Genomic DNA, 1,659 nt, shown 5'->3' with positions numbered 1-1,659 from the left:
GCCCGCAGACCGAGTTCGAGCGCCTCGTCCAGGCGTCCCGCGTGGCGTAGATCGATGGAATGCGCGAGTGCGCACGCCATGGCGTTCGGATGTCCAACTTCAGAGGTTGAATTACCAGTTGGTCGGCTAACACTCAAGGAAACGCGGACAGGAATCTTAACATCACGGGTCTCATCAGTTATACCGTACCAGCGTGGAGCCTTAGGTGTTCCCACAATGACACCATTGGCATCAACAGATAAGCCATAAATTGCACTTGAAGTTAGTTTGGCTTCTGTATAATTAGGGGTAACGACGACTTTATCTGAGTCAACTTTTGCTTTATCAATAAAAACATTTGAGGTCTCTACTTTTGCACTTAGTTTTTCCGCCCAGAGCGCATACAAGGTCATGTGATCAGCCGAGAGTTTTTGCCCTGTCTTATACTGACTAGTCGTTGATATTTGGTCGGTGGTCCATCCAATCAAATTATATCCCGGACGGTTGTATCCTTGATTACGAACGTAGAAAGCTTGATTCTTACGATATTCTGTATTGATAACACGACCATTTCCTCCATTTGGATCAAAGGTCACAGTCACTTTATCAGTCGTAGGATCAGTAACCCACTCTGCAAAAAGCTCCAAACTACTTCCTGCAAAATCGTTGAATTGAAGCTCATGCTTAGGTAAATAGCGCGTTCCTTTTCCATCTGCTTTTGTGTTCCAACCGACGAAGACAAGCCCCTCTTTCGGTGGTGTCATAGCGCCTGGATCAGCAATCGCGATATTTTCTTTGAACTTCAAGTCTGAAGTTGTTGGAGGATTTGCACCACCATTGGCATTATAGTTAAGGGTTTTGGTTGGGTAGTTCCAAACAAGTACATAGATGGTACCGTGCTCAGAAATTTGTAGCGTAGATGGATTTACACTTTCCAAACGGCCATTATAAAGTCTATACCATTCTGGTTGCAAGGTAGTGCCATCATAGTTAAGCTTGTCATTCACAGTAAGTGTGCCATCGAAGGTACGGCTAGTATCTACAATCAGAGTTCCGTTTGGATCAACCATAACAGAACCATCGCTATCAAGAACACCGTAGAATACTGCTCCCTTATCAGTTATTGTTTTACCTGGATCAACCAAGAGCACGTATTTATCATTCGAAACACTCGTATCAAGAACGGTTTCATTATGGACGATAACAGGAATAAACTCTTTTTCCCAGATACCATAGTAAACCAGTCCACCAGCCGACATTTTAATGTTAGAAAAATCAACTGGATCGCCTAAGCCGTTTTTGGTATCATACCACCCTTTGAAGAGATAAGTTACACCGGAAACATCCGTTTTCTTCGTAACATACTGCTTATAATCCGACGGAACCACCGGACTTAGTGAGTCTAGGTAGGCTAATCTTTCAGTCTTGACCGTTCCGTTTGCATCATTAGATATAAATTTAACATCATAACGCTTTTTACGATAGTAAACTACCATATCTTCTGTAGTCAGCTTGGTTCTGGCAACACCTTCAGCCACGTTTTGGAACTTAACAAAATCGTAACCTTCCATAGGGGTGTAATTATATTGGCTACCAGCAACCCCATTGATTTTGAAAGAAGCAAACTCCTCATGTGTATCAAAGTCCACCATTTTTACGGTAGGCGTTGCATCAATTTGC

General features: G+C 43.0%; 1 protein-coding gene. It reads right to left on the bottom strand.

Features of this window, described 5'->3' with window-relative positions:
* The coding region (locus AB0N03_RS52305) for an InlB B-repeat-containing protein (RefSeq protein ID WP_364388983.1) at window positions 1–1,659 on the bottom strand (1,659 nt) is incomplete at both ends.

The organism is Amycolatopsis sp. NPDC051061, assembly GCF_040682935.1.
GTDB lineage: Bacteria > Actinomycetota > Actinomycetes > Mycobacteriales > Pseudonocardiaceae > Amycolatopsis.
The sequence above is the reverse complement of the archived record's forward strand: the minus strand, read 5'-3'. Positions and strand labels throughout refer to the sequence as shown.